1 protein-coding gene is annotated in these 943 nt (G+C 66.6%); it reads left to right on the top strand.

Annotated elements, in window-relative coordinates; all coding sequences use genetic code 11:
- The coding region (locus tag B0W88_RS31995; protein WP_077038432.1) for an aldolase/citrate lyase family protein at window positions 1–861 on the top strand (861 nt) is incomplete at its 5' end.
- Window positions 862–943: the final 82 nt, after the last annotated feature.

The following is a 943-nucleotide window of genomic DNA, read 5'->3' as shown; positions in this document are numbered from 1 at the left end:
AACAGCATCATCAAGGCCTTCGAGTCCGGCACCCCGGCCCACCTGGCCTTCGCCAAGCTCGACAAGCAGACCGCCATCGAGATGAGCGACTCGCCCTACGACGGCATCGTCTACGAGATGGAGCACAACCCGTACGACGTGTCGGCCCTCGGCGACGCGCTGCAGTACATGCTCAACCGCAAGCAGATCGCCGAGAGTGGCTCGGTGGCACCCAAGGTGACCCCGATCGCCCGCATCCCCGCCAACGGCGTGGAGATGAACCAGAGCTTCGCCAAGCAGGTGCTGGATCGCGGCTGCTACGGCGTGATCTGGCCGCATGTGGCCACCGTCGAGCAGGCCTACAACGCCGTGGCTTCTTGCCGTTATGCCCGGCCGAAGCACGCCCCGCTGTACGAGCCCAAGGGCGTGCGCGGCGACGGCCCGGCCAATGCCTCGCGCTACTGGGGCCTGTCGATGGCCGAGTACTACAAGCGCGCGGACGTCTGGCCGCTGGTGCCCGAGGGCGAGATCCTGGTCGGCCTGATGTGCGAGAGCACGCAGGCGATCGAGAACCTGGACGACATGCTGGCCAACGTGCCGGGCATCGGCTTCATCCTGATCGGCGAGGGCGACCTCTCGCAGGAGCTGGGCTTCCCGCGCCAGTACGAGCACCCCGAGGTGCAGGACGCGATGCGCCGCATCGTCGAGACCTGCAAGAAGCACAAGGTCGTCGTTGGCAACCCGCACACCAGCGCCAAGAACTTCCGCTCGCTGGTGGACCAGGGCTATGGCCTCTTGATGTCTGCGCCGCAGAAGACCTATGGCGTGGTGAGCCTGGCGCGCGACATCGGCACGCCCGCTGCGCCCGCAACGCCTTACTGATCATGAACGGCGCTGAGAGTCTCGTCGCGACCCTGGTCGACCAGGGCGTGGACATCTGCTTCGCCAACCCGGGCACCTCGGA

The sequence above is a fragment of the Pelomonas sp. KK5 genome (genome assembly GCF_001984095.1).
GTDB lineage: Bacteria > Pseudomonadota > Gammaproteobacteria > Burkholderiales > Burkholderiaceae_C > KK5.
Note: the sequence above shows the minus strand (reverse complement) of the source record. Positions and strands in the feature narration are given on the sequence as shown.